The following is a 19163-nucleotide window of genomic DNA, read 5'->3' as shown; positions in this document are numbered from 1 at the left end:
TGTAAGGGCGGGAGTAAGTACACCCGCTTTTATACCCAATAAAAAATGGGTCGTAGTGATTTTTTGGCTTTGTTGAATAAATCGGATTTAGATAAAAGATCTCCCCCTCTCATTTCATTATTATTTTCATTTGTCATTTATGCTTAATCATAAAGCCATTTTCCCACTTTGGCTGATTCGGCAAACATTTTCACAGTTAATGGTTTGCGTGTTTTCTCTATATCTTCTCGTTTTGCTTTGAACCATCGTGTTATTAGCGGTGTGTTTTCCCACGGAAAATAACACGACCATTTCACATTAGATAAATCAACGTTAAATATTTTCTCAAATTTATCCAAGACCTCATGCAGATCGTCGCCTGGTGCATCAAATAAGTCATAATCAAGCTCCAAAGGGATTTCTTTCCAGTGCTTATCCAAATATCCAGGGATCTCTTCCCTAAATAGTGCCAGCACTTGGTCTTGAACTGTATCCATCAAAAATATGTCCACTGTATTCTGTCTTTCGGACAGGCTATCAGATTATATTTATTCTGTGTTTTTCTTGATACTTGGTAAATTGAGTTCACCAGAGCAATCCAGCCCAACCAGGGAACATAACGAGCGATGACTACGGCAAGTTTGTTAGTCTTTTGCATCTTAAAGCCCACTGGTGTAGGAACTCTGATACCAAACGGAGTTCGTGCATCTCTCAGAAGCATTCTTCCGTATTTGGAAACAACGCTTGTGCCTTTTATAGCTGTTCCTGGTTTTTGTCGTGTCTTCAGCCATGGTTGACCGGATAAAATAGCTGCACCAGATTCGATGCCAATACCTAACTCATCACAAAATTGTTCAAGGAAAATCACATCGAAAAGTTCACCCGGAGATAGATTGCTTTCTCCGTGGTAGAAGTACGTTCCATTTAACTCTTCGGTAGTATCCATTTCATCACCTATTATGCGGTCTGTCGGTCATTCCATGCGTCAGTGTAGATTATGTTTCCGTCACAGTGCTTCCAAGTGATCTTTTCATAACGCAACTCAACGGATTCAAGGTGGTTGTTATTTTTGTCTTCTGGCGATGCCATTGTTGGGGATATTGAGACAATCCGAACACCTTCGAGCAGCATATTGAAATATTCGACTTCCTGACCAGCATCGTTGATTTTATACCACTTTATCTCAGTGGATTTCAGATTCTGACCGGTAGCAACGGCTTTGTATAGGTATGGACTGGAATAGTGGAACTCTTTAACAATGAGCATCGGTGAGTGTTGGCGGGTTCCTGTGGGTTTACCTGTGGCGTTATCCGTGGGGATAGAAAGATTATGGTGAAATCCTTTAAATTCAATGCTGAATTCTCTTCCCGCTACGTCACAGCCACCTTTAATGAGTGCACCACCGTCATCGTAAATCCACATATTGCCAGGAATTGCCATGTTCTTTTTTCCTTATGTCGTTGTAAATCCCTGTAAATAGTGTACCTATTGAGCGGAGGCGAGTAAATAACCAAAGTGTGGTTGCTTTAGCTTCATTTTCGTTGTGGTTCTCTATCCCTTCCAGACTGATCTCAAAGTTCCAATTTTCCAAAAATGTATTCCATCAGTAAATTAGACCGTGGCAAAGCAAAAGTTCAAATACTGGAAATGGCACACGGTTTAAAACCGACGCTCGGTGGCAAAAACGGCAATGTACCGTGTAAAACAGCTGTTTGATGGGCATCTTACGCTGCGGGATCACGATGTGCTGGTCAGCGAGGTTATTGCCAATACGTGCGTTGGATAAAATTACACGTGCAGGCATGCCAGAACGTGTACGAATTGTCTGGGAAAATGACTGATAGGGGGAGCTGTTATCTAAATCCGATTGATTCAAAAAAACCAGTGATAATGGTGTCCTACAGGAATCGAATTTAAATTCAAATCATTGAATTCAAAGTAATTAATTTTAATGTGTTCTTTTTGTACCCCTAATTGTACCCGGAGATATTAATTTGACAGGTTAGTAGGGGCATTGATGTCGACTGTTTGATATGCACTGCTATTTAGGGTCAAAATCATGGACAATACTGATGATAGTATGCGGTATTGGCTCTCCAATCCTAAATCCAGTATCACTGAAGAACACAAAATTCTTACCTAAACCAAACGAACTTTCAAAAGCAATACCATCACAATTACTAAAACTCTTAAGGAATTCGCAAATAAACTGTGTAGGTATATAATCTATACTTGAGCTTTCTGGTTTAACTGGTTTTGATAGTTCATTAGATAAGGTTTCTAATAACTTGATTATTCCTATAATAGTTATGAAACGACCTTCATCAAAAGCACAAACTGATAATTTTTTTCTTGGTTGAGTCAGGTCAATAATCGATAACTTTCTATTCGAAGTGAAGTCAGATATGTATATTGTACTTGTATTATTAGGTCTGACTTCTGCAACACATGTGTTTTTTTGATTGGCTAGATACAGGTAGGATATTCCTATAGGATTTGCCCTACCGGCTGTTGCCTTTTCTTTTGGTGGCATCCCCATTTCTTGTTGAGATAATGGGGTTTCATGTATTCTGGCACGAAAAAAATCCTCTCCTTCATCATATTCAACTTTCAACTGTTCAATTATTTGGAATAAATCACTCTCTGTGCTGCTAATCGTAGGGTCAAATAAAGACGAGTAAAGTGTATTTTTGGGGAAAAATCTATTTTGGTGTTTAAGTTCTTCTTTGAAACTTTCCCATCCACTGATGTGTTCCTGAAAATCCTGTTTCAAGGCATACCTTTTATCGCCGTAATCCTCGCCTAAAATTTCTGATATCAGACGTTGAGCAGACCTTACATCATTATTAAAAATATAAAATAGCTCATTTAATATTTCACTTAAGGGGCGACCATCAGCTGATTCCGTGACTAGTCCCAAAAAAGGTTCAAAAAAATGTGACAACTCCGTAGGAATAATTATAAAAGCACTATCTTTACGACAGTGACCACATCTCCCACTATGATGTGCCTTACCAATAAATTCGAAAATTTCTCTATCGTGAAAGCATTCAGAACAACAGAATGACATATGCTATCTCGCTTTGTTTAAATAATTGCAAATAGTCTCAATATGATGTTGAACCGAGATTTTTTTGACTAAACCTAAGCCAGGGAAATGCGCCGTAGCATGTAATCTTCTTAATTCATCAATCCCGAAAGTTTCATCAAATACATTAGGATTTTCATTAATATATCTTATAGCCCGTTCTAATGCCTCTTCAAATTTCCCTCCGGGGTTCGCAGGGCTATTACTAGGATATGACGAGAAGTGCCGTACAAACATTTGTTCATTTTCTTTATCTATGTACGACAGATGAATTGTTACAACATATGCTGGGCCACCAGCTTCTGTATATTCAGAGCCTACAATATTATAATCACTGAAACCTATAGTGTTTGGCCTATTTTTAAAGTTTTTATGCAACAATGAAAATTTGGATCTATCTTTATAATCGGCATTCCTACTTTTTTTCTGGAATGGGTCGTCGAGTAAAATTACATTATGTAGTCCTACCAATTCACTATCTAGTGTATCAACAGGCACTATATCGAATTCTGAGTTTTCGAATATAGATTGGTTGACGTCTTCGAGAATATCTGGAACGAAAATAGCTAAACCACGTGGTAAATCTTTTAGAATTGGAGAGTAATCTGCTGCGCTTTCTACTATTTGAACACAAGGAATAAAATTTAGTGAGGAGTCTAAAGATAAAATCTTAGAATAAAGATTCACATTCTTTGACTTAAAATCCCCTAAAGAGGGATTAATAATTATAATCGGTTGAACATTAAATTCATTTATAGATTTGATGGTTTTAATTAAAGGTAAAAGATTTTCTCTTACTGGTTCAATTATGGGTTTATAAAGATCATTAGGTAATTTAGGTGCTAGTTCTCTAATTGCAACTAGCTCAAATTGCTTGCCTCTTATAAATGGAAAGTACATTTTATATCCTTATGAATATGCTGTGTTAAGATCTCTCCAAAAGCTATTTTTTTTGACTTTGAGAGCTTAAAACTAAAAGCTGTATTAGTAAGTGAGGGCGGTAACCTATCTACAAAACTAAAATCTGCCCCTCTGTTCTTCTTAATGGCATATTTAAATAATTGTCTGAGTTCATTAGAACTTGCTTTGTTAAAAATATCAAGACACTCAGAGTATGTATTCATGTTAGACGAAGTAATAGGATTGTTTGTCAGTTCCTCTGCAATGCAAACATACTCAGGTTTTCTTAACGAGCTGATCAACATGTCACGATCTATTTCATGGCTGTTAACTAGTGCTTTTTTAATTTTTTTTAAGGCCCCTCTTTGAGTTAATTCAATAACTCCAACCCCATCAGGAATACAAGATAGTACATTGTTAATGTGAACAGCATCGCAAACAACATACACCTTATCAAATATTTTCATATAGCTGGTAAGTTGATCTTGCAATCTTTTTAGGCTATCAAATTTAGTTTTTATTTCGTAGCATGTCGAATGACCATTAACAATAACACAATCAGCTTTATTATTTCCTACTCTAAATTCAGAAAGCATAGTTGCTTCTCGGCCAGAGTGGCGACCTAAATAAAGTTTATTAGCTATTGCATTTTTAAAAAAATACTCTGTTTTGTAATCAATCAATAGTTTGTTGAATGCTAGTTCAAAGACCTGAGCAACGAGAAGGTTGGGAGTTTGAGGCGTTAAAAAATCGTTCAAGACCCGATAGAGAAACGAAAGGTCACCATCGGCTATTTTATTTATAGCCTGGCTAGTGAATAGTTGCGCCAAAACGCGGCTATCAACTCGTTTTTTCTCTAATGAAAACATAACAGTACCATAATGTCGAATGTACCCAGACATAATAGTAGCTCATTTATTTCTTGCACCTCAACAACTGATTCCTCACATGCAAGAGAAACATAAGCCTCTATTTTCACTTGAGAATTGAAAAAACCTCCAAATTCAGAGGGATAAAATAAAGTAGTTAATATTTCTCTAGCGCGCAATGCTATCCCCGCCACGCCTGCCCGCTTTATATGTCGCTTTTAATGCACCTGCCTGAGGCGTCTCAGGCCGCGCCAGCACGGGCAGGGCGACAGGTGAAAAATAGGTGTTATCAAATGCAAAACCATGCACGTGCATGCATGATTAATATTACGTATTCTTTGTATTTATACACGTTTTGACAATGATTTTTGTGACGTGGGAGACAGCTAAATAAATGGGGGAGAACAGAGAGGATTTAGAAAATAAAAGCGTATCTCAGTGACCGGTTCACGCTGAGATACGCCGAGGTTATCACTCTAACCGCACGGTATAGGCGGGCGTTTTGGGTTGCACTACCTCTTCCGCCGGTTCCTCCACAGGCGCAGGCAAGCATCCGGGGTCGATAGTTTTAGTGATAAAACGCTCGAAAACCTCAAAGGTGGTAAATACCCCTGTATAAGAAAGTGGTTAACCGGTTTTCTGTTGGTATGCCTAACACTACGCATTAGGGTTCTATCAAATAAAATCAGGTAGTTAATCTGGAACATCTATTAAACAAGGGATATCATAACCACAAAATATAAAAGGATATTAGGTGGTTTATGGCTCTACATGGAAGGTTTGTCATCAACGATGCACATTACTCCCCTTTATCATTTCCCGGAGTTGGCACATTTTTAGCGTTCTCTGGTGATGGTGCATACCGTAACCGAGGGGCATGTGGAATGATCCCTAAGATGGGACCCGTGCCAGCGGGTAAATACTGGATTGTCGACCGTCCAGAAGGTGGACTCAAATCGCAGGTGAATGCGGGTGTCAGAGATATCTACAATCACTTTGCCAGCGGCGCTACATTCAAACATTCGGAATGGTTTGCACTATGGCGCGATGATTGGGGAATTGACGATTACATATGGATAGAGGGAGTTAAGCGCGGAAACTTCCGTTTGCACCCCGGCGTTCTCTCGGAAGGTTGTATCACACTCCCGCACGATTCAGATTTTGCCATGCTACGTAATGCTCTACTACGGACTCAGAAAATGGATGTTCCTTGTATGAGGAAACTGAAGGCATACGGCACGATTGAGGTGATCGCCAATGGCAAAACATGTCCTTAGTTTATTCATCAATATAGCACTGTTCGCTGTGGTTATGCTGATCGTTGCTAAGGTCATTCCCTATGATGGTTTAGTTGGCTCGCTCACAGGGTTATTCGATTTCCAGAGTGCCAGTAAAGTGACTCGTTTCATATTGGGTGAGTCTGATTTAGAAGTGTGGGAATTGCTTCGTGATTACTTTGGTATCTTGATCAACACCCTTATCAGCGTTCCGATCCTCAGTGCGATTATTATCGCTTACAACACAATTACGCGCAAAGTTAATCAGTCAGGGCTTCCGAAAGAGTGGGCTGTATCCACTTTAAGACGGTTTGCGAAAATATTCGGTTTTACTTTCCTGTTCTGGATGTTATTCCGCTTTCTGCCATATCAATCTGTCTTTCCCTACGGGGAAACATATTCGACTTTCATTACAGCGGCAATTATGGGCTTTAACCTGTTACTAACGATTGCTTGCTACTGGTTCATCACGAAGAAAATCACAATTAAAAGGAGTTTGTAGAATGCCTATTCCCGCTTATATGTGGCTTAAAGACGATGGTGGTGCAGCTATCAAAGGATCGGTAGACGTTCAGGATCGTGAAGGTAGTATTGAGATTGTAGGGTTTAGCCATGGTTTGAATATTCCAGTAGACAGTGCCAACGGTAAGATCACTGGTAAGCGTTCCCACTCTCCGATGATGATTGAAAAGGAGTTTGATAGTTCCAGCCCGTATCTTTACAAAGCTGTTGCTACTGGTCAGACGTTGAAAAGCGCGGAAATTCGCTGGTATCGCATAAACCATGCAGGGCAAGAGGAATGTTATTTTATCATGACTATTGAGGGCGTGAAAATCACAGGCATCAACCCAGGAATGCCAAACACTAAAATGTCGGGTAATTCGCAGATCAATCACATGGAATCAGTTTCCTTGATGTACGATAAAATCACTTGGCGTTATGTTGATGGCAACGTGCAGTATACAGACGATTGGAACGTAAGAGCCTAACTGATATAAGCAATTACAATCGTCAGAAAAAAGCCAGCGGACTGCTGGCTTTGCTCATGTATCGGATTAAATACTCTCTTCATATTGCCATTAATATTATAATTTTCTGACCATTCCCTATTGTTCTAGAAAGCATTTTTAGGAATTCGAGAAGTATTTAATGTTTTATAAGCAATTACGGCTTTGTTGAAGAAATCGGATTTAGATAAAAGCTTCCCCCTGTCAATCACTTCCTCAGGCAATCCGTATACTTTCGGGCATACCTGCACGCGTCATTTTGTTTAAGGCATGGATCATCGCCATAGCCTCTACAACCTGTGCATCGTAATGCCACAGTGTCAAATGACCACCGAACAGTTGCTTGACTCGGTACATTGCCGTTTCCGCCACCAAGCGCCGGTTGTAAGCCGTGCGGCATTTCCAGTAGGTGTTAGTTGGTAGAGTCTGGCAGACGCAGAGGTTTAGTTAACTTAATGAATTTACTGATTAAAATTGATTTTAGTAGACGTTCGTAGACAAGGTGATGGTGTCCCCTACAGGAATCGAACCTGTAACTAGCCCTTAGGAGGGGCTTGTTATATCCGTTTAACTAAGGAGACACGGACGGTCTTGAAAACCGCCCGCGTAGTATACCCGTTTTTATCACAATAATAAGATGTTAGCGGATCGTTTGGTTGTTTCGTCGCCAGTTACCGGCTCTTGTCGCCGTTTTGTTGTGACTTATTGGTGTTCTGTTTGTTCCTGGCATTGTTCTGATGGCTCATATCGTTGCGGATCTGTGCGTGGCTGATCAACGCGAAGATAAAAGTACCGCCGAAGATATTCCCGGCCAGCGTCGGCAGGGCGAAGGGCCAGATGAATTCGTACCAGGGGATCGCGCCGGTGAAGACCAGATACAGAATTTCTACCGAACCGACCACGATATGGGTCAGATCGGCGATAGCAACCAGATAGGTCATCAGCATGATCACCCAAATTTTCGCCGTACCCGCCGTCGGTAGCATCCACACCATTGTTGCTATCAACCAGCCGGAAATAATACCGCTGACAAACATGGCGGTTGGCGTTTTCTCCATTATGTCCATGCCGATAGTGTGAAAGGCTGCGTCGGTGTCAGCATCAAAAAACGGTGCCAGATGAAACGCCAGCGCCGCGCAGGCGCAGCCGATCAGGTTGCCCGCCAGCACCACGCTCCACAGGCGCAGCAAAATAGCGCCGTTTTTCAGCGTGGGTTTATGCATCACCGGCAGGACGGCGGTGACGGTATTCTCGGTAAACAGCTGTTGGCGAGCCATGATCACAATAATGAAGCCCACGGTATAACCGATGTTCTCAATAAAGAAGCGCTCGGGAGAGTCGGGCAGGCGGGCGTGCAAAATGCCTTTGACCATTAACGACGCGCTGATAGAAAGCCCGGCAGCAATCGCCGACCACAGCAGCGCCATGCCATCGCGTTCCAGCTCTTTCTCCCCCTCCATGCGAATCTGTTCATGAACGGCCGCAGCGGGTGAGGGCAGATTCTCCTCATTAGTTTCGATTTCAGTGCCTTGCGAATTTTCATGGCTGTCGACGTCAACGTCGGATGTTGTCTGTTTATTTTCCTGACTCATAGGACGTTCTCTCTGTGGTGTCGCCAACGGTATTGTAAAAGATGTCGTTTAAGCATAGATGAGGCAAGTCAGTCGTGCAGCGGGAACTGTCTGCATCTCGTCAATAAGTAACAAGAATTTTGCTTTGGTACTCTCTGCGACGCGCAGGATGCATATGATATGATGCGCGCTTGTGACATTGATGGGACGCGCCCATGTTTGAAGCCCTTAACCTCCGTTGTATTCGCGATGAGCGGACCCTGTTTAGTGGCTTAAGTTTCACCCTCGAACCCGGTGAAATGGTGCAAGTTGCAGGTCAGAACGGTGCCGGTAAAACCAGCCTGCTGCGGATCCTGGCCGGGCTGTCGTCACCGGATGCCGGTGAGGTTCGCTGGCAGGGCGAAAATACTCGCCGCCAGCGCGATGTTTTTCATCAGCAATTATTGTTTCTGGGCCATCAGCCGGGGATTAAAAACGTGCTGACCGCTTATGAAAACTTGGCCTTTTATCAGTCCGTTGACGGCAAAGTTGACGCCGATGCCATTTATCAGGCGCTGGAACACGTCGGCTTACCGGGCTATGAAGATGTGACCGTGGCGCAGATGTCCGCCGGGCAGCAGCGTCGGGTGGCACTGGCTCGGCTGTGGTTGACCCGTGCGCCCCTGTGGATCCTCGATGAACCTCTGACCGCCATTGATAAGCAGGGCGTCGCAACGCTGATTGATTTGTTTGAACAGCACAGCAGCCGTGGCGGCATGCTGTTACTGACCACGCATCAGGATTTACGGGGCGTTAACCGTGACGTGCGCAAAATCCGTCTGACCAGAGCGTCTTATGTTGATTAACATCCTGCGGCGCGAGCTGAAAATCGCCTTCCGTAATAGCGCCGAGATTATTAACCCACTGTGGTTTTTTATCATCGTGATCACCTTGTTTCCGCTGGGGCTTGGGCCTGAACCGCAGTTGCTGGCGCGCATTGCGCCCGGCATTGTGTGGGTCGCCGCGCTGCTGGCTTCGCTGCTTTCACTGGAAAGACTGTTTCGTGATGACTATCTGGACGGTACGCTGGAGCAGCTTCTGTTACTGCCAGCGCCGCTGCCACTCACGGTGCTGGGGAAAGTATGTGCTCACTGGGTCGTGACCGGTTTGCCGCTATTGCTGCTCTCGCCGGTGATCGCTTTACTGCTCTCGCTGGATTTTGCCAGCTGGAAAGCGGTAGCGCTGACATTATTACTCGGCACCCCGACCCTGAGTTTTATTGGCGCGATTGGCGCGGGGCTGACCGTCGGCCTGCGCAAAGGCGGCGTGTTACTTAGCCTGCTGGTGCTGCCGTTATATATTCCGGTGCTGATTTTTGCCACCGGCGCAATAGACGCCGCCTCGATGAATATGCCGATTGACGGCTATCTGGCATTCCTTGGCGCGATGCTGGCGGGTAGCGCGACCTTAACGCCTTTTGCGACCGCGGCGGCCCTGAGAGTCAGCATTCACTGAAATATTTACCTGTCGTTACAAAGTGACGGAAAAAACGCAACCTTTGACTAACATCACGCTTCCCTATAGTGAACAATAGAGCGATGCCGATAAGTGCGGATGAAGTGACGTCAGACCGCGCAAGAGCCCACTGAGGGTTCACGGTATATAACACAGTGTAATTTTAGAGTGAGCAACGATAACAATGTGGAAATGGTTACATCAACTCGCGCGGCCCGAACGGTTTTACCATGTCTGTGGGCGCTTTATTCCGTGGCTCGCTATTCTGGGGGTTGCCTGTCTGCTGATCGGTTGGGTCTGGGGCTTTGGCTATGCGCCACCGGATTACCAACAGGGTAACAGCTACCGCATCATGTACATTCACGTCCCGGCAGCCATCTGGTCGATGGGAATTTACAGCGCAATGGCGGTTGCCGCCTTTATCGGCCTGGTCTGGCAGATGAAAACGTCAGATCTGGTGCTGGCCGCGATGGCACCGGTGGGCGCCGTATTCACTTTTATTGCGTTGGTGACCGGTTCCGCCTGGGGTAAACCGATGTGGGGTACCTGGTGGGTGTGGGACGCGCGGCTGACCTCCGAACTGGTGTTGCTGTTTTTATATCTTGGCGCGATTGCGCTCTATAATTCGTTTGAAGACCGCCGTCTGGCGGGGCGTGCGGCGGGCATTCTGGTGCTGGTCGGCGTGGTTAATATTCCCATCATTCACTATTCGGTTGAGTGGTGGAATACCCTGCACCAGGGTTCTACCAACATGCAGCAGTCAATCGACCCAAGTATGCGCTATCCGCTGCGCTGGGCTATCTTCGGCTATCTGTTCTTCTTTATTACCCTGACGCTGATGCGTTTGCGCAACCTGATCCTGTATCAGGAGCGGCTGCGTCCGTGGGTAGCTTCACTGGTCAATAAGGAGCGCCGCTGATGAATGCAGCATTTCCCAGCTGGCAGGCTTTCTTCGACATGGGCGGTTACGCTTTCTATGTCTGGCTTTCGGTTGCCGCTACCTTGATTTCGCTGATAGTGCTGGTTGCCCATACTTTCTTACAGCGCAGGACTATTCTGGCCGACGTTCGCCGGCGTCAGGCGCGTGAAAAACGCATTGTGCAGTCCAATATCGCGGCTAAAAAGCGCCAGGGTGCGGCGGGCCAGAAAAGCCCTGCACCAGTGAAACCGACCCCGTCCGGAGAGAACTTGCTGTGAATCCGCGTCGTAAAAAACGTCTCTCACTGGCGCTGGTGGTGCTGGTCGGGCTGGGGTTGAGTCTCTCTCTGGTGATGTATGCGCTGCGCTCGAACATCGATCTGTTCTATACACCCAGTGAGATTTTGCAGGGCAAAGGGGAAAGCCACGAGCTGCCATTCGTCGGTCAGCGCCTGCGCATTGGCGGCATGGTCATGCCCGGTTCGGTAAAGCGCGACCCGAAGAATTTGCAGGTCAGTTTCAAAATTTATGATGCCCGTGGGGCGATTGCGGTCACCTACAACGGTATTTTGCCGGATCTGTTCCGTGAAGGGCAGGGCGTGGTGGCGCAGGGCGTGATGGAAGCCAACAACGTGGTGAATGCCAAACAGGTTCTGGCCAAGCACGATGAGAAATACGTTCCGCCGGAAGTGGAAGAGGCAATGAAAGATAATCGCAAAGAGCCTGCGTCGAATGACGTTGGCAATCCCAAAGGAAGTGATCGCCCATGATGCCGGAACTGGGAACCTTTTCGCTCTGCCTGGCTTTAGGTCTGGCAATCCTGCTGAGCATTTATCCGCAGTGGGGCGCGGCGCGGCAGGATAACCGCATGATGGCGATGGCGCGGCCGCTCTCTTACGGCATGTTTGCCACCATCATGCTGTCCTTTATTATTCTGGTTCACGCGTTTGTCGTGAATGATTTCACGGTGGCTTACGTCGCCAACAACTCCAATACGCGTCTGCCGGTGTATTACCGCATGGCCGCCACCTGGGGCGCGCATGAAGGTTCGCTACTGTTGTGGGTGCTGCTGTTAAGTTGCTGGACGTTGGCCGTCGCGCTGTTTAGCCGGCGGATGCCGCAGGATGCCGTGGCCCGCGTGTTGGCCGTAATGGGCATGATCACCGCCGGATTCCTGGTGTTTATCCTGCTGACTTCCAATCCGTTTATCCGCACATTGCCGGGTTTTCCGGTTGACGGCAGTGACCTGAATCCGGTGTTGCAGGATATCGGGCTGATTTTCCACCCGCCCCTGCTCTATATGGGCTACGTTGGATTCTCGGTAGCCTTCTCCTTCGCGATTGCCTCACTGATGGCCGGACGGCTCGATACCGCATGGGCTCGCTGGTCGCGCCCGTGGACGCAGGCGGCGTGGGTTTTCCTCACCATCGGCATCGTGTTGGGGTCTGCATGGGCTTATTACGAACTCGGCTGGGGTGGCTGGTGGTTCTGGGATCCGGTGGAAAACGCCTCGTTTATGCCGTGGCTGGCCGGTACGGCGCTGATCCACTCGCTGGCGGTTACCGAAAAACGCGGAACCTTCAAAGCCTGGACGGTCCTGCTGGCCATCACCTGCTTTTCGCTGTGCCTGCTGGGGACGTTCCTGGTGCGCTCCGGCGTGCTGGTGTCGGTGCACTCCTTCGCCTCTGACCCGGCGCGCGGCATGTTTATTCTCGCTTATCTGGTGATTGTGATCGGTGGATCGCTACTGCTGTATGCCATCAAAGGCAACTCGGTGCGTGCGCCAGGCCGGCATGAGCTGCATTCGCGGGAAAGCTATCTGCTTGGCAATAACGTGTTGCTGATTGCCGCCATGCTGGTGGTACTGCTGGGTACGCTGTTGCCGCTGATTCATAAGCAGCTCGGCATGGGCAGTATCTCGATTGGTGAACCTTTCTTTAATACCATGTTTACCTGGCTAATGGCTCCGCTGGCGCTGCTGCTTGGCATCGGCCCGCTGGTGCGCTGGCGTCGCGATGAGCCAAGCAAACTGTGGCGTCGGTTAGGCGTGGCATTGGTGGTGACACTGCTGCTGTCGATTCTGCTGCCGTGGTTGTTGCAGGACAATATCATCGGCATGACCGTGGTCGGCCTGCTGATGTCGGTGTGGGTGATTGTGCTGACGCTGATGGAATTACACGAACGGGCCACCCATCGCCATACTTTCTGGCGCGGGTTGACACATCTTTCGCGCAGCCATTGGGGCATGGTGCTGGGTCATCTTGGTGTAGCGGTGACGGTGATTGGTATCGCCTTCAGCCAAAATTACAGCGTTGAGCGTGATGTCCGCATGAAGGCCGGTGACAGTGTGGATATCCACGATTACCACTTTGTATTCCGCGACATGCGTGACATTCATGGCTCAAACTACATCGGCGGTGAAGCCAATATCGACGTCAGCCGCAAGGGTAAACTGGTGACCACGCTGCATGCTGAAAAACGTTATTACAGCGTGGCGCACACCATGATGACCGAAGCGGCCATCGATGGAAATCTGGCGCGCGATTTATATGCCGCGCTGGGTGAAGAGATGGACGACGGATCATGGGCGGTGCGGCTGTACTACAAACCCTTCGTACGCTGGATCTGGCTCGGCGGCCTCTTTATGGCAGCCGGCGGGATCCTCTGTATTCTCGACCCGCGTTACCGCATGAGCAAAAAACTTAAGCGGCAGGGGAAAACCGAGGCAGAAGAAGCATGAATCGTAAACTCCTCTTCATTCCGTTAATTCTGTTTCTGGCGCTGGCCGCCGCGTTTCTGGTGCAGCTAACCCGCAACGCGAATGGCGACGATCCAACGCTGCTCGAGTCAGCCTTGATCGGTAAGCCGGTGCCGGTGTTTAAGCTGGAATCGTTGTCGCAGCCGGGAAAAACCTATGACCAGTCGGTGCTGCGCGACGGCAAGCCCATTCTGCTCAACGTCTGGGCCACCTGGTGCCCGACCTGCCGCGCCGAGCATGAGTATCTGAATACGCTGGCGGCCAAAGGTATCCGCGTCGTTGGCCTGAACTATAAAGACGATCGCCAGAAAGCGGTCAGCTGGCTGAATACGCTGGGTAATCCTTACGCGCTGAGTCTGTATGACGGCGACGGGATGCTGGGCCTGGATCTCGGCGTTTATGGTGCGCCTGAGACTTTCCTGATCGACGGGCAGGGCATTATCCGCTACCGCCATGCCGGTGATATGAATGCTAAAGTGTGGCAGCTGGACGTGATGCCGCTGTACAAAAAATATGGCGGTGATACGTGAAAATGGGGTCATCACTCACCGCAATGCTGCTCGGTCTTTGTTTGAGCTTTGGTGCGTTCGCGGCTATCGATACGTATCAATTCAAGTCAGAGGCGCAGGAACAGCAATACCGGCAGATAACCGAACAACTTCGCTGCCCTAAATGCCAGAACACCAGCATTGCCGCATCGGACTCTATTATTGCCGCAGATATGCGCACCAAGGTTTATCAACTGCTTAACGAAGGTCAGAATCGTCAGCAAATTGTTCAGTATATGGTGGCGCGCTACGGCAACTTCGTGACTTACCAACCGCCGGTTACACCAGCGACCCTTATTCTTTGGCTGGGGCCACTGCTGTTTGTGATGATTGGTGCGACGGTTATCGTGATGCGTGCGCGGCGGCTGAGTCGGCCGACCAGCCAGAAAAGCAGGGGGAATGTTGTCGCCGAAGCGGCATTACCTCATGCCGAACTTTCATTAACAGAACAACAGCGCCTGGCTCACTTACTGAATGATATAAAGATGAAAGACAGCGACGGGAAAGCATCATGAGTATTTTTTGGCCGATCATCGTGGTGATGCTGATTATCGCAGTGGCACTGTTTGTGGTGCCGGTACTGCGTGGCGATCGGGCTGAGCACACCTCGCGCGATGCGCTAAACAAAGCTTTCTATCATCATCGCCTGAGTGAACTTGAGCAGGACGAAGATCAGGGCGTCGTCGATGAGCGTCCGCAGCATATCCGTGAATTGCAGGAGAACCTGCTGAGTGATATTCCTGAACAAACCTCTCAGGCCGGACAGCCAATTGGCCGTTGGACACTGTTGCCGGGTGCACTGCTGTTGGTGCTGGTGACGCTGGGTTTCTATTTATATACTGGCAGCTTCAGTCAGGTGAGCGCATGGCATCAGGTGATGGAACGGATGCCGGATCTGCGTCACCGCGTGGCTGATGAACGTTCGCAACCGCTGACGATGATGGATGTGCAGGATTTAGGCTTAGGGCTGCGCACTGATTTGCAAAAAGATCCGTCGAATGCCAAAGACTGGATGATGCTGGGGCGGGTCGGTATGGCGTTGAATAATGCCAGCACGGCGACCCAAGCATTCGCACATGCCTATCAACTTTCACCGAATGATATGGATATCAAGCTCGGCTATGGCGAGGTGTTGACGCGCTCTGCGGATCCGCAAGATAACATTAGCGGCGGGAAACTGTTACGCAGTATGCTGGAGCAGCATCAGGGTAATTTACGCGTGTTGAGCCTGTTGGCCTACAATGAATTTGAGCAGGGCCATTATGCGCAGGCGATAGGCGCATGGCAGTTGATGCTGAAAATTTTACCCGCCGGTGATAAGCGCGGCGATATGGTCCGCGCCAGTATTGAGCAGGCTAAAGCGAAGTCAGGCCAGGATAACGTAAAATTGGCCGTCAATGTTGACTTGTCTGCTGAGGCGAAAAAGAACCTTCCCCAAGAGGGCGCGGTATTTATTTCGGTCACCGATGGCATCAGTCCGGTACCGGTGGCTGTGAAAAAATTGCCGCTGAGCCGCTTCCCGTTGGCGATGACCATGGATGACAGCAGTGCCATGATGCCTGAAAGATTGCTTTCTTCGCTGCATCAGTTAAAAGTACGCGTTCGAATTTCACAAAACGGTTTAGCCACGCCAGCTAAAGGCGACTGGTACGGTGACAGCCCGCTGACTGATTTTTCCGGCAATGGACAGGTCAGTATTGAGATTAATCAGCAGGTTCCCTGAAAGCGAACCGAAGAAAAATAGGGAGAAAACCATGAACTTACGCCTGACTGGGCTGGCGTTTGCGACCACATTACTTGTGGGGTGTGCCGGAACATCATCGGACAGCGCGCCGCAGGGCCGTTCCGATCCGCTCGAAGGTTTTAACCGCACGATGTTCGATTTCAACTACAACATCGTGGACCCGTATGTGCTGCGTCCGGTGGCCGTGGCATGGCGTGATTACGTGCCGCAGCCGGCGCGTAACGGTACCAGTAACTTCCTCAGTAACCTGGATGAACCGGCCAGTATGGTTAACTCCTTACTGAAAGGGGATCCTTACCGTGCGGGGATCCACTTCAACCGTTTCTTCCTGAATACCTTATTGGGGATGGGCGGCCTGATTGACGTGGCCTCCATGGCAAACCCGAAACTGGCGCGCGAAGAAGCACAAGGTTTTGGCAGTACGCTGGGACATTATGGCGTCGGTTACGGCCCGTATGTTCAGTTACCGGGCTACGGCAGCTTCACCGTTCGTGATGAGGGGGGCGATTTTGTCGATACCCTTTATCCGATGCTGAGCTACCTGACCATCTGGATGTCAGCCGGTAAGTGGGCCTTACAAGGCATCGAAACCCGTGCCGAGCTGTTAGATTCCGATGGAATACTGCGTAACTCTTCAGACCCTTATCTGATGGTGCGCGAAGCCTACTTCCAGCGTCACGATTTCCTGGCGAAAGGCGGTCAGCTGACACCACAAGTGAACCCGAACGCCGCAGCGATTCAGGGCGATTTAGACAGCATCGATTCTGAGTAATTTCGGACCGTCAGGATTAAGCCTCTATCGGTAGAGAGCCAAAAAAAAAGCGCCTCGCGGCGCTTTTTTCGTCTCTGACTCCCAACCGGAACGATTAGAAGCTGTAGTTAAAGTTCGCGCCATACAACATGGCGGTACCTTTTGCCTGGAACTCATAGTTCGGCGCACCATCAGCCACTTTCTCGCTAATATTCACGGTCTGGCCATGCATGTAAGAAACACCTAAATCGACTGATGCATCTTTATTGAATGCATAAGTGGTACCGGCGCTTATCCAGAAACGGTCCTGATCGGGAATAGAGATAGTACGGTTATCTTGCGGAACCGGGCTGTCATCAAAGGCGATACCGGTGCGGAAGGTCCAGTTATCATCATAGTAATACGTGGTACCCAACGCAATACGGTAAGCATCGTGGTAGTTTTCCTCTTTCTGGAACAGAGTCTGTCCATTGGAACCGGTGGCTTTCAGCTCCTTGAATTCACTCCAGCTGGTGTAGGCCATGCTGTAGTGAATCGCCCATTTTGGCGCCACTTTGTTATACCCTGAAATTTCCCACATTTCTGGCAGGTTCAGAGTCAGGTCGCCGGGAATAGTTTGTCCACCCAGACCACCTAGTTGCCGAGGTATCGAGTTTTTGTAATCGCCGCTAAAATCGATGTCGATTTTAGAACGATAGGTGAAGCCATAACGGTTGTTGTCGTCAACTTCATACAAGATACCGGCGTTCCAGCCGTAGCCCCACTCATCACCTTTCAGATTAGCCGCCTCTGTATCAGCAGGGACCTGACCGCGGGTTTTAAGCGCGGTTAATTCACCGGCAGTACGGCTGATTTTTGCTTTGGCATACACTGCATCAAAACCCAAACCGAAGCTGAAGTTCTGGTTTAAACGATAGGCCGCGCTGATATTGTTGTTGATGGTCATCAGGTCGGTTTTACCGCCAATCGGGCCGGCCGCGTAATCATCACTAAACTCAGTCGCCAGACCATAGTTGGACGTGGCTGACGCGCCAATCGCCCACTGATCGTTCAACGGCATAATGAAATGGACATTCGGCACCCACTGATTTGGGGCGATGTTATCAGCGCTGGTACTGTTGCCTGTCACCGGCGATTTGCCGCTGATACTAACGTCAGGGTCAATATAAACAGCGCCGATGGAGAAAGCGGGACGTGAGAACATGGTCATGGTTGCTGGGTTGCGGCTGCCGGACGCTGCGGAGTCTGCAATGGCACCTTCACCTGAAAACGAACGCCCAAGACCAGCTGCTGTGTATTCATTTAACTGAAAACCGGCCGCATACACATTTGATGAAACAATGGCCACTGCAGCCGCCAGGACAGATTTTTTAAACAGGTTTTTCTGGTTCATGACCAAAACCTCGATTTTATGTTTTTTATCAAACAATGTTACATCAAGTAACAATGAGCGCAGAATTGTAGGGTTCGTTCTCAGCCTGACAAATCAGACCAGTGACCGAAGTATAGGTCCGACCTGTACACATGTTGCAATCATGTTTCTCAAATATTTCCAATTTGATGTTAAAAATTAGACCCGCTTAACAAAAAACGTACAGTTTGGGATGAACTAAATAACCTTTTAGAGGGTTAATTGAGTTCGGTTTAACCGAACGTTATTATTTATGTGATATTGATCACGTAAAAGTCACACAAAAAGTAAGTGCTAGGCGGGGAAGGCTGACAGGCGTAAAATGAAGTCAGAAAATATCCTTTTAATGACTAACAGGGCCAGTCCGCGAACGTTGTGGTCAGTGCCGGGAGAACATTATGTCTGACGTAACTCTGTCTTCGAAATCCACCAAGCCTCTGCATTCGATTAACAAATGTGGCGCGGAAGAAACGGCAGCGTGCTGTTGTGTTGATGTCGGCACCATCATGGATAATACCGATTGTACCGCCAGCTATAGCCGCGTATTTGAAAACGAAGCAGAGGCTAAGAAAATGCTGCACAGCCTGACCGAAAAAGCCCGCAGCGTAGAATCTGAGCCTTGCGTGATTGAAAGCCGCCTGGAAAAAGTCGCCGGTGGCGTGGCGCTGAATATTGACTTCGCTTTCTCTTGCCAGGCCGAGACCATGATCTTCCAGCTCGGACTGCGCTGATTCATCCTTTGTACTTAACGCACTTTTTCCAAAACCGTAACCTTTGCTGGTCGCGGTTTTTTTTTGCTGCCGCTCCCACTTCATCACGTTAGACTTTGCCAAATGTAAACATATGGT

The 19163-nt window shown here is 48.0% G+C and carries 22 protein-coding genes, 1 tRNA gene and 2 pseudogenes; 15 read left to right on the top strand and 10 right to left on the bottom strand.

Translation table 11 applies throughout. The features are described 5' to 3' along the window. Positions 1-143: 143 nt before the first annotated feature. Genes ACMV8I_RS15465 through ACMV8I_RS15455 form a run of 3 tightly spaced genes read right to left on the bottom strand, consistent with a single transcriptional unit; the run spans position 144 to position 1419 of the window. Positions 144-491, bottom strand: coding sequence for a DUF1493 family protein (locus ACMV8I_RS15465; protein ID WP_498866101.1), 348 nt, complete (start codon positions 489-491; stop codon positions 144-146). Beyond that, positions 476-925: an STM2901 family protein gene (locus ACMV8I_RS15460; RefSeq protein WP_498866100.1), complete on the bottom strand. Its 450-nt coding sequence runs from the start codon at positions 923-925 to the stop codon at positions 476-478. The genes ACMV8I_RS15465 and ACMV8I_RS15460 overlap by 16 nt, the downstream gene beginning before the upstream one ends. Positions 926-936: 11 nt before the next feature. Next, positions 937-1419 (bottom strand): Hcp family type VI secretion system effector, encoded by a 483-nt coding sequence (locus tag ACMV8I_RS15455; RefSeq protein WP_498866099.1) that lies wholly within the window; start codon positions 1417-1419, stop codon positions 937-939. Positions 1420-1621: 202 nt separating this feature from the next. Here ACMV8I_RS15455 and ACMV8I_RS15450 point away from each other — a divergent pair. Continuing rightward, a pseudogene (locus tag ACMV8I_RS15450) lies at positions 1622-1820 on the top strand (IS5/IS1182 family transposase); the annotation flags it as partial. Positions 1821-2020: 200 nt separating this feature from the next. Here the strand turns inward: ACMV8I_RS15450 and ACMV8I_RS15445 are convergent. Genes ACMV8I_RS15445 through ACMV8I_RS15435 form a run of 3 tightly spaced genes read right to left on the bottom strand, consistent with a single transcriptional unit; the run spans position 2021 to position 4836 of the window. Next, complete coding sequence (locus ACMV8I_RS15445; protein ID WP_498866098.1) at positions 2021-3049, bottom strand: RES domain-containing protein; 1029 nt, start codon at positions 3047-3049, stop codon at positions 2021-2023. Between the two features lie 3 nt (positions 3050-3052). Continuing rightward, positions 3053-3967 carry a sce7725 family protein gene (locus ACMV8I_RS15440; protein ID WP_498866097.1) on the bottom strand — a complete coding sequence of 305 codons (915 nt, stop codon included), beginning with the start codon at positions 3965-3967 and terminating at the stop codon, positions 3053-3055. Continuing rightward, positions 3949-4836 carry a sce7726 family protein gene (locus tag ACMV8I_RS15435; protein ID WP_498866096.1) on the bottom strand — a complete coding sequence of 296 codons (888 nt, stop codon included), beginning with the start codon at positions 4834-4836 and terminating at the stop codon, positions 3949-3951. The genes ACMV8I_RS15440 and ACMV8I_RS15435 overlap by 19 nt, the downstream gene beginning before the upstream one ends. Before the next feature lie 761 nt (positions 4837-5597). Here ACMV8I_RS15435 and ACMV8I_RS15430 point away from each other — a divergent pair. From ACMV8I_RS15430 to ACMV8I_RS15420, 3 genes are read left to right on the top strand one after another with little or no spacing between them, the layout of a single operon-like run. Beyond that, positions 5598-6113, top strand: coding sequence for a DUF2778 domain-containing protein (locus tag ACMV8I_RS15430; protein WP_498866095.1), 516 nt, complete (start codon positions 5598-5600; stop codon positions 6111-6113). Then, on the top strand, positions 6094-6615 hold the full coding sequence (locus tag ACMV8I_RS15425; protein ID WP_498866094.1) for a hypothetical protein: 522 nt from the start codon (positions 6094-6096) through the stop codon (positions 6613-6615). The genes ACMV8I_RS15430 and ACMV8I_RS15425 overlap by 20 nt, the downstream gene beginning before the upstream one ends. Position 6616: 1 nt before the next feature. After that, on the top strand, positions 6617-7102 hold the full coding sequence (locus ACMV8I_RS15420) for an Hcp family type VI secretion system effector (RefSeq protein ID WP_498866093.1): 486 nt from the start codon (positions 6617-6619) through the stop codon (positions 7100-7102). Positions 7103-7336: 234 nt separating this feature from the next. Here the strand turns inward: ACMV8I_RS15420 and ACMV8I_RS15415 are convergent. The 3 genes and pseudogenes from ACMV8I_RS15415 to ACMV8I_RS15405 form a co-directional block, all read right to left on the bottom strand. Further along, positions 7337-7537, bottom strand: a pseudogene (locus ACMV8I_RS15415) (IS5/IS1182 family transposase); the annotation flags it as partial. 89 nt (positions 7538-7626) lie between these two features. Next, a tRNA-Arg gene (locus ACMV8I_RS15410) sits at positions 7627-7701 on the bottom strand. Between the two features lie 90 nt (positions 7702-7791). Next, a complete protein-coding gene (locus tag ACMV8I_RS15405) occupies positions 7792-8712 on the bottom strand; it encodes a formate/nitrite transporter family protein (protein WP_498866092.1) in 921 nt (306 codons plus the stop codon). Between the two features lie 194 nt (positions 8713-8906). Here ACMV8I_RS15405 and ccmA point away from each other — a divergent pair, with 194 nt between their 5' ends. The 10 genes from ccmA (at position 8907) to mlaA (ending at position 16925) form a co-directional block, all read left to right on the top strand. After that, on the top strand, positions 8907-9536 hold the full coding sequence (gene ccmA, locus ACMV8I_RS15400; protein ID WP_498866091.1) for a cytochrome c biogenesis heme-transporting ATPase CcmA: 630 nt from the start codon (positions 8907-8909) through the stop codon (positions 9534-9536). Continuing rightward, on the top strand, positions 9526-10185 hold the full coding sequence (gene ccmB, locus ACMV8I_RS15395) for a heme exporter protein CcmB (RefSeq protein ID WP_498866090.1): 660 nt from the start codon (positions 9526-9528) through the stop codon (positions 10183-10185). Before ccmA ends, ccmB begins: the two co-directional genes overlap by 11 nt. A gap of 184 nt (positions 10186-10369) precedes the next feature. Next, the gene (locus tag ACMV8I_RS15390; RefSeq protein WP_498866089.1) at positions 10370-11104 is read left to right on the top strand and encodes a heme ABC transporter permease; all 735 of its coding nucleotides are present in this window, start codon (positions 10370-10372) and stop codon (positions 11102-11104) included. Further along, positions 11104-11382, top strand: coding sequence for a heme exporter protein CcmD (ccmD, locus tag ACMV8I_RS15385; protein WP_498866088.1), 279 nt, complete (start codon positions 11104-11106; stop codon positions 11380-11382). Before ACMV8I_RS15390 ends, ccmD begins: the two co-directional genes overlap by 1 nt. Beyond that, positions 11379-11873, top strand: a complete 495-nt coding sequence (gene ccmE, locus ACMV8I_RS15380; RefSeq protein ID WP_498866087.1) for a cytochrome c maturation protein CcmE — start codon at positions 11379-11381, stop codon at positions 11871-11873. Before ccmD ends, ccmE begins: the two co-directional genes overlap by 4 nt. Then, positions 11870-13843 carry a heme lyase CcmF/NrfE family subunit gene (locus ACMV8I_RS15375; RefSeq protein WP_498866086.1) on the top strand — a complete coding sequence of 658 codons (1974 nt, stop codon included), beginning with the start codon at positions 11870-11872 and terminating at the stop codon, positions 13841-13843. Before ccmE ends, ACMV8I_RS15375 begins: the two co-directional genes overlap by 4 nt. Next, positions 13840-14391, top strand: a complete 552-nt coding sequence (locus ACMV8I_RS15370; RefSeq protein WP_498866085.1) for a DsbE family thiol:disulfide interchange protein — start codon at positions 13840-13842, stop codon at positions 14389-14391. Before ACMV8I_RS15375 ends, ACMV8I_RS15370 begins: the two co-directional genes overlap by 4 nt. A gap of 2 nt (positions 14392-14393) precedes the next feature. After that, positions 14394-14924 carry a cytochrome c-type biogenesis protein gene (locus ACMV8I_RS15365; protein ID WP_498866084.1) on the top strand — a complete coding sequence of 177 codons (531 nt, stop codon included), beginning with the start codon at positions 14394-14396 and terminating at the stop codon, positions 14922-14924. Continuing rightward, entirely contained in the window at positions 14921-16132 is a 1212-nt protein-coding gene (gene ccmI, locus ACMV8I_RS15360) for a c-type cytochrome biogenesis protein CcmI (RefSeq protein WP_498866083.1), read from the top strand. The genes ACMV8I_RS15365 and ccmI overlap by 4 nt, the downstream gene beginning before the upstream one ends. A 31-nt stretch (positions 16133-16163) precedes the next feature. Then, complete coding sequence (mlaA, locus tag ACMV8I_RS15355) at positions 16164-16925, top strand: phospholipid-binding lipoprotein MlaA (protein ID WP_498866082.1); 762 nt, start codon at positions 16164-16166, stop codon at positions 16923-16925. A 94-nt stretch (positions 16926-17019) separates the two neighbouring features. Here the strand turns inward: mlaA and fadL are convergent, their stop codons facing one another. Then, positions 17020-18297: a long-chain fatty acid transporter FadL gene (gene fadL, locus ACMV8I_RS15350; RefSeq protein WP_498866081.1), complete on the bottom strand. Its 1278-nt coding sequence runs from the start codon at positions 18295-18297 to the stop codon at positions 17020-17022. A gap of 416 nt (positions 18298-18713) precedes the next feature. Here fadL and ACMV8I_RS15345 point away from each other — a divergent pair, with 416 nt between their 5' ends. After that, positions 18714-19046, top strand: coding sequence for a YfcZ/YiiS family protein (locus ACMV8I_RS15345; RefSeq protein WP_498866080.1), 333 nt, complete (start codon positions 18714-18716; stop codon positions 19044-19046). Positions 19047-19163: the final 117 nt, after the last annotated feature.

The organism is Ewingella sp. S1.OA.A_B6 (assembly GCF_049889095.1).
Lineage (GTDB): Bacteria > Pseudomonadota > Gammaproteobacteria > Enterobacterales > Enterobacteriaceae > Ewingella.
The sequence above is the reverse complement of the archived record's forward strand: the minus strand, read 5'-3'. Positions and strand labels throughout refer to the sequence as shown.

What these genes read in the sequence shown, in the direction of transcription:
- fadL (WP_498866081.1), bottom strand. Translation starts at nt 18,297, where the DNA reads ATGAACCAGAAAAACCTGTTTAAAAAATCTGTCCTGGCGGCTGCAGTG.
- ACMV8I_RS15370 (WP_498866085.1), top strand. Translation starts at nt 13,840, where the DNA reads ATGAATCGTAAACTCCTCTTCATTCCGTTAATTCTGTTTCTGGCGCTG.
- ACMV8I_RS15420 (WP_498866093.1), top strand. Translation starts at nt 6,617, where the DNA reads ATGCCTATTCCCGCTTATATGTGGCTTAAAGACGATGGTGGTGCAGCT.
- ACMV8I_RS15440 (WP_498866097.1), bottom strand. Translation starts at nt 3,967, where the DNA reads ATGTACTTTCCATTTATAAGAGGCAAGCAATTTGAGCTAGTTGCAATT.
- ACMV8I_RS15345 (WP_498866080.1), top strand. Translation starts at nt 18,714, where the DNA reads ATGTCTGACGTAACTCTGTCTTCGAAATCCACCAAGCCTCTGCATTCG.
- ACMV8I_RS15455 (WP_498866099.1), bottom strand. Translation starts at nt 1,419, where the DNA reads ATGGCAATTCCTGGCAATATGTGGATTTACGATGACGGTGGTGCACTC.
- ccmD (WP_498866088.1), top strand. Translation starts at nt 11,104, where the DNA reads ATGAATGCAGCATTTCCCAGCTGGCAGGCTTTCTTCGACATGGGCGGT.
- ACMV8I_RS15435 (WP_498866096.1), bottom strand. Translation starts at nt 4,836, where the DNA reads ATGTTTTCATTAGAGAAAAAACGAGTTGATAGCCGCGTTTTGGCGCAA.
- ACMV8I_RS15405 (WP_498866092.1), bottom strand. Translation starts at nt 8,712, where the DNA reads ATGAGTCAGGAAAATAAACAGACAACATCCGACGTTGACGTCGACAGC.
- ACMV8I_RS15445 (WP_498866098.1), bottom strand. Translation starts at nt 3,049, where the DNA reads ATGTCATTCTGTTGTTCTGAATGCTTTCACGATAGAGAAATTTTCGAA.
- ACMV8I_RS15425 (WP_498866094.1), top strand. Translation starts at nt 6,094, where the DNA reads ATGGCAAAACATGTCCTTAGTTTATTCATCAATATAGCACTGTTCGCT.
- ACMV8I_RS15430 (WP_498866095.1), top strand. Translation starts at nt 5,598, where the DNA reads ATGGCTCTACATGGAAGGTTTGTCATCAACGATGCACATTACTCCCCT.
- ACMV8I_RS15390 (WP_498866089.1), top strand. Translation starts at nt 10,370, where the DNA reads ATGTGGAAATGGTTACATCAACTCGCGCGGCCCGAACGGTTTTACCAT.
- ccmA (WP_498866091.1), top strand. Translation starts at nt 8,907, where the DNA reads ATGTTTGAAGCCCTTAACCTCCGTTGTATTCGCGATGAGCGGACCCTG.
- ACMV8I_RS15365 (WP_498866084.1), top strand. Translation starts at nt 14,394, where the DNA reads ATGGGGTCATCACTCACCGCAATGCTGCTCGGTCTTTGTTTGAGCTTT.
- mlaA (WP_498866082.1), top strand. Translation starts at nt 16,164, where the DNA reads ATGAACTTACGCCTGACTGGGCTGGCGTTTGCGACCACATTACTTGTG.
- ACMV8I_RS15375 (WP_498866086.1), top strand. Translation starts at nt 11,870, where the DNA reads ATGATGCCGGAACTGGGAACCTTTTCGCTCTGCCTGGCTTTAGGTCTG.
- ccmB (WP_498866090.1), top strand. Translation starts at nt 9,526, where the DNA reads ATGTTGATTAACATCCTGCGGCGCGAGCTGAAAATCGCCTTCCGTAAT.
- ccmI (WP_498866083.1), top strand. Translation starts at nt 14,921, where the DNA reads ATGAGTATTTTTTGGCCGATCATCGTGGTGATGCTGATTATCGCAGTG.
- ACMV8I_RS15460 (WP_498866100.1), bottom strand. Translation starts at nt 925, where the DNA reads ATGGATACTACCGAAGAGTTAAATGGAACGTACTTCTACCACGGAGAA.